Annotated in this window: 4 protein-coding genes and 1 pseudogene; 1 reads left to right on the plus strand and 4 read right to left on the minus strand. The window is 32.7% G+C overall.

The window, feature by feature from the left end; genetic code table 11:
- Positions 1-562: 562 nt before the first annotated feature.
- The 3 genes from HMPREF2561_RS00740 to mobC are packed head-to-tail and all read right to left on the minus strand — an operon-like array spanning position 563 to position 2,443.
- Entirely contained in the window at positions 563-1,087 is a 525-nt protein-coding gene (locus HMPREF2561_RS00740) for a mobilization protein (RefSeq protein WP_012818276.1), read from the minus strand.
- Positions 1,071-2,078 (minus strand): relaxase/mobilization nuclease domain-containing protein, encoded by a 1,008-nt coding sequence (locus HMPREF2561_RS00745; protein ID WP_070468241.1) that lies wholly within the window; start codon positions 2,076-2,078, stop codon positions 1,071-1,073. Before HMPREF2561_RS00745 ends, HMPREF2561_RS00740 begins: the two co-directional genes overlap by 17 nt.
- A complete protein-coding gene (mobC, locus tag HMPREF2561_RS00750; RefSeq protein WP_070468243.1) occupies positions 2,060-2,443 on the minus strand; it encodes a plasmid mobilization protein in 384 nt (127 codons plus the stop codon). Before mobC ends, HMPREF2561_RS00745 begins: the two co-directional genes overlap by 19 nt.
- 528 nt (positions 2,444-2,971) lie before the next feature.
- Between mobC and HMPREF2561_RS00755 the strand changes: the two genes are divergently transcribed.
- Positions 2,972-4,540 (plus strand): ABC-F type ribosomal protection protein Vga(A), encoded by a 1,569-nt coding sequence (locus HMPREF2561_RS00755; RefSeq protein WP_063856937.1) that lies wholly within the window; start codon positions 2,972-2,974, stop codon positions 4,538-4,540.
- Positions 4,541-5,087: 547 nt separating this feature from the next.
- Here the strand turns inward: HMPREF2561_RS00755 and HMPREF2561_RS00760 are convergent.
- Positions 5,088-5,953 (minus strand): annotated as a pseudogene (locus tag HMPREF2561_RS00760) (replication initiation protein).
- Positions 5,954-6,117: the final 164 nt, after the last annotated feature.

Genomic DNA, 6,117 nt, shown 5'->3' on the forward strand with positions numbered 1-6,117 from the left:
TTGCCTTTGTAGTTACAAAAAGTTGCCTTTAGCATCTCAAATCCATTGTCGCTCTAAGGCTCATAAGGTGCCTAAAAAGGTTTTAAAAAGATTTATAAAAAGATATTAAAAAGTTCGGGGCATTTTGCCCCTCACAAATTCAAAAAACAAAAAGGAAAGCAACCACAAAAGTGGTTGCTTTTTTATTTATAAAAATCATTAAGTTATTACCCTTTAATGCATTATTCCAATTGCTTTATTGACATTGAGCCTCTGAACCCTTAATAAACCCGAAAACTGTCGACTCGTCGGGTTTATAGCTCACGCTATACCGACATTCGTCGAAACAGTTTAATTAAGGGTTCTTCTCAATGCACAATAAATTTTCTCGGCATAATAGCGTCATTTCTTTTTGTTTGAACGATTAATCAAGTAATAACTTAAAAGTCCACTCATTAAAATAAACAAAAATATAAGCATTTCGGATCTCCTTATAAAAAATGTTTAATTCCATTTCTAAACTAATTTAAACCGTATGCAGCGTTTTTCATGATAAGTTATAGGTTTTTAATACTGACTAAGGTTAAAGTCGCTCATACGCCTTTAAAATGGCATATATAAGCAAACTAAATAATATGTAAGGGGCAAGATAAAGCGTCACAATTAGATAACGCCATGCTGAATGACCTGTTTTTAAGACGTGGTTAATCCAATCATAAAAATGTTGTACGCCTAATAGGTCGCCTAATGGACTTAAGACTACAAAAGTAATCATTACTAAGGCAACGATGAAAAACATGGCTGTAATCCCTTTAGTTAAACGATTGAATGCTTGATCATATTGTTTTATTGCTATTTCGTTTGTTTCGATACGCTCATCAAGCGTTTTTTTATAATCATCATGTGCTTTTTGTAAGTCTGATTGATGATTTTGAAACTGTTTAACTAAATTTTGTGTCTGTGATTTCACATCTTCTAATTCTTGTTGGATTGCTGATTGAAAATCTTGTTTTAAGTTATCGTTATTAATACGTTCCACATAGTGTTTTGCAACGCTAATAAATCTTTTTTGTGTTGTTTCTGTGGCTTGATTAAAGTTCAAGGCCATGGTCTCTATCGTTGTCAATAATTGTTCGTGACGCTTGTTTCGCTCGTTCTCTCTCTTCTCGATCTCTTCGAGCCTTTTCATCAGCAAGTCTTGCTGACTCTGCAGCTTGTCGGCGACGCTCAAGCTCATTTGTGTCTTGGGCGAATTTATCCCAATCTGATTGAGTGACGCCTGTATCTCGTTGAGTTGGTTCATCACGGTTTGAAGTTGGTCGTTTTGGCTGGATGTCGTTGTCATATTCTCGTTCTTGCTGTTGTCGTTGTATTTGTCTTTCAAAGCCATCTTCTATGCCCCCTTTGTTATAATCTTCACCTAATCGACGGCCACGGACTTTTTTATCTTCATCTAGATGTCGATAGGTAATGCTTTTAGGTGTAACTCGTGCAATTTCAATGCCGTATTGACTTAAATGGTCTTTGAATTCGTCCATATTTGTGGCTGTTGATTGGTCGATTGCTTCACGTATTTCATCTTTCCATGAATATTGGGCGGTTGATTTTGTATTAGGGTCAGCAATCGCTTTTTCTGTTTGTGTATAACGTAAGCGTGCTGTATCTTTTTCTGGCACGCTTAAGCCATGTTCACGACATACGTCGTCATTAAAGTCTCTTAAATCACGTAAGGCTTGTTTATTGTTGTTAAATTTCTTCCCTGTCTCAAGATCAATTGAATTAATCACAATATGATTGTGTACATGGTCCGTATCGTTGTGTGTATAGACAGCGACTTGATGATTAGGTGCGAATTTTTCAGCTAATTCTAAACCTAGTTGATTACATTGTTCTGGGGTTACTTCGCCTGGTTTGAATGACTGAATAATGACATGGCCTTCATTACCCCCTGTTTTACCATAGAGTTCACGTGTGGCTTTAAAACTACTTTTGGCATAGTCTATGTCGCAGTTTAAGCCACTTTTTTCTTCAGCCCGTTTTTCAGCGTAATTGATGGCACGTGACGTTGATTTCGTCGCACTTAATTTAGTTGTTGCCATATGTCATCCAACCTTTCACGTAATTCATTAATATTACGTTCTAATGCGCTATAATTCGGAGCATCATATTGATGTTGATGACAATATTTCGCAATTTGATTGGCATTCGCCCCTAATCGACTTAAATCTTTCGCAATCGATTGTCGCGTTTCTTTATCAAATTTAGGTGCGACCAATCGACTGCCTTGTGCCTTTTTCTTAACGAAAGCAGGCACACTCATATTTAAAGTTTCAGCTGACTGCTTTAACTTTAAATATTCGGATTCGCTCACACGAAAACTAATTTGTTTCGGCTCCTTACGGTTGGGTTTATGGTTTTGCCCAACAGTTTCGTCGTTAGCCACAAAATGATTTTGTTCGCTCATACATCCCACCACGCTTTCTACGAAAGATATTACTTAATATAAATTTAGATTATATGATAATTAGTGGTTTGGCAAGCATTGGCTTTGCTAGCCACTAACGTGGTAGCGACGCCTGCTTGTTGGGGATGATCCCCAAGCCCCTTAGGATTTTTTCTGCGAAAAAATAAGTGGCTAATTGCTAGCCACTGTTCATTAAGTAATATAAATAAATTGAAAAAATAATTTGAGTTGAACATTGACATTTATTTGCTATTTGTTTAAGTTAAATTTAATACGATAAGGGAAAGGGTGAACCAACTACATGATTAACTAATCCTATTTTCAAAAGTAAACAATTGAAAGTGTTTTATTTACAAATAGCGTTTGATTTGTGTTTTTTCAATTGTACTTTTCAGGATAGGATGAAAATTCTGTAGTTGGCTCTAAAAGTATTTTGTTAGAGTTCATCTATATAGATTTATGCCTCCTATTCTGAATAGATTAGGAGGCTTTTATTGTCTTCAATTACTTATAAGAGGATGAGAAAATATGAAAATAATGTTAGAGGGACTTCATATAAAACATTATGTTCAAGATCGTTTATTGTTGAACATAAATCATCTAAAGATTTATCAGAATGATCGTATTGGTTTAGTTGGCAAAAATGGAAATGGAAAAACAACGTTACTTCACATATTATATAAAAAAATTGTGCCTGAAGAAGGTATTGTAAAACAATTTTCACATTGTGAACTTATTCCCCAATTGAAGCTCATAGAATCAACTAAAAGTGGTGGTGAAGTAACACGAAACTATATTCGGCAAGCGCTTGATAAAAATCCAGAACTGCTATTAGCAGATGAACCAACAACTAACTTAGATAATAACTATATAGAAAAATTAGAACAGGATTTAAAAAATTGGCATGGAGCATTTATTATAGTTTCACATGATCGTGCTTTTTTAGATAACTTGTGTACTACTATATGGGAAATTGAAGAGGGGAGAATAACTGAATATAAGGGGAATTATAGTAAATATGTTGAACAAAAAGAATTAGAAAGACACCGAGAAGACTTAGAATATGAAAAATATGAAAAAGAAAAGAAACGATTGGAAAAAGCTATAAATATAAAAGAACAGAAAGCTCAACGAGCAACTAAAAAACCAAAAAACTTAAGTTCATCTGAGGGCAGAATAAAAGGAACAAAGCCATACTTTGCAGGTAAACAGAAGAAGTTACGAAAAACTGTAAAGTCTCTAGAAACCAGACTAGAAAAACTTGAAAGTGTCGAAAAGAGAAACGAACTTCCTCCACTTAAAATGGATTTAGTGAATTTAGAAAGTGTAAAAAATAGAACTATAATACGTGGTGAAGATGTCTCGGGCACAATTGAAGGACGAGTATTGTGGAAAGCAAAAAGTTTTAGTATTCGCGGAGGAGACAAGATGGCAATTATCGGATCTAATGGTACAGGAAAGACAACGTTTATAAAAAAAATTGTTCATGGGAATCCTGGTATTTCATTATCGCCATCTGTCAAAATCGGTTATTTTAGTCAAAAAATAGATACATTAGAATTAGATAAGAGTATTTTAGAAAATGTTCAATCTTCTTCACAACAAAATGAAACTCTTATTCGAACTATTCTAGCTAGAATGCATTTTTTTAGAGATGATGTTTATAAACCAATAAATGTCTTAAGTGGTGGAGAGCGAGTTAAAGTAGCACTAACTAAAGTATTCTTAAGTGAAGTTAATACATTAGTACTAGATGAACCAACAAACTTTCTTGATATGGAAGCTATAGAGGCGTTTGAATCTTTGTTAAAGGAATATAATGGCAGTATAATCTTTGTATCTCACGATCGTAAATTTATCGAAAAAGTAGCCACTCGAATAATGACAATTGATAATAAAGAAATAAAAATATTTGATGGCACATATGAACAATTTAAACAAGCTGAAAAGCCGACAAGGAATATTAAAGAAGATAAAAAACTTTTACTTGAGACAAAAATTACAGAAGTACTCAGTCGATTGAGTATTGAACCTTCGGAAGAATTAGAACAAGAGTTTCAAAACTTAATAAATGAAAAAAGAAATTTAGATAAATAAATTAGCGTATTGCATAACATATACAAACTAACTACCCATAATCGTTAATTATGTTAACTATAACTAAAGGCTTAAACGTTATTAAATCAACGTTTAAGCCTTTTGCTTATGATTATCGTTTATGCAGGTTTTATACATCATTGATCTGATGCGTTTTCATGCATTTTCATTGTTCTATATTTTGTATTTTTATGTAGTTTATACGTGTATACAAAGTATACATTGGCTACATTGTATACTTTGCATATTTTGAATACTTTTTTGAAGGCTCATGTATTCGTCAAATATCACGTTATTATATTATACTTGTAAGGCACTTCCGTGCACAAAGGAGGTGTGCATATGGTGTTAATGATACTCTCACTTGTTGGAACATTTATCTTATCAGTTATTGCTGGTGTAGTTGCGAACTACATCTCAGATAAGCTCGATAGATAAATAAAAAAACCCCACTTTGCTTTGGACGGCAGTGGGGTTTTCGCATATGGCGAATAATACTTCACTTGTTAACTTCAGTATATCTTTCATAGTATCTTTTGTAAACTTTCTAATCTTCCCAATCTAGTTCTAATTGTTGTCTAAATGCTTGTTGTTGTTCTTTTAATAGTGCTTTTTCTTCTTCGGTCATTTCTCTAGTTGTATTACTTTGATTTCGTTCATGTAGCCATTTTGGCGTTTTCTCACGACTGATATATTGTTTAGGTTGGGCTACATTTGCCATTTTAGGTTGTCGCTTACTATGAATGCGTTTTTCAGCATCAAAAGTAAACTCTAACCATTCTATTTTACGTCCTTTTTTCGCTTTGATTTTATTGATATGTAGTTATTAAAAATAAAGCCTAACTCTTTAATGATAGGGGCTAAAACTTTTTGATTGATATGCGTCATACGGTAGCTATTAGGAATATCTAATCGTTCTCTAAAATCCTCAATTTGAATTTTGAAATATCCTGTGTGTTTATATTGTTTTAATAACCTAAACATATTTTTAGAGTATGTTGATTTAAGGTGTGTCATTTCTTTTAATTCAAACTTAGTAAAGTCAGCTGTTATTTCATTTAAAACGTGCTTTAATTTTGGATTAATACTAACAATTAGTTCTTGTTCATTAGCATCAACTTCATATCCTGTAAACAATACAAATTTTTTGAATGATAAACCACTTCGTTCAGTATAAGTTAAAGTTAACATCTTATCGTATACATGTTCTAAGTCTTTAACAAAACGTTTTAAAGAACGATGATAATAATTACTTAAGTGACGTAACTCCTCAAAAGGGATAGCTAATTCTTTTATATCTTGTTCTTTTAATTTATTACAAAGACTAAAAAATATATCGATTTCTGTGCTGGTAAACTTACGTAAAGGAACTAAATTCATTTCATTTTGATAGACAACAGTTTCTCCAGACATGTTTATAAAGCCTCCTAAACAATAAATAAACAATAGGACACTATAAAAAATAATAGATGCCTTAATAGTATTTGAATATTTTAATTTAAAGTTATAATAACATTGTTCCAACTACAAAGGAAACTTTTTAATTTAAAGTTGCCTTTGTAGTTACAAAAAGTTGC

The organism is Staphylococcus sp. HMSC069E10 (assembly GCF_001809205.1).
In the GTDB taxonomy this organism is placed as follows: Bacteria; Bacillota; Bacilli; order Staphylococcales; family Staphylococcaceae; genus Staphylococcus; species Staphylococcus hominis.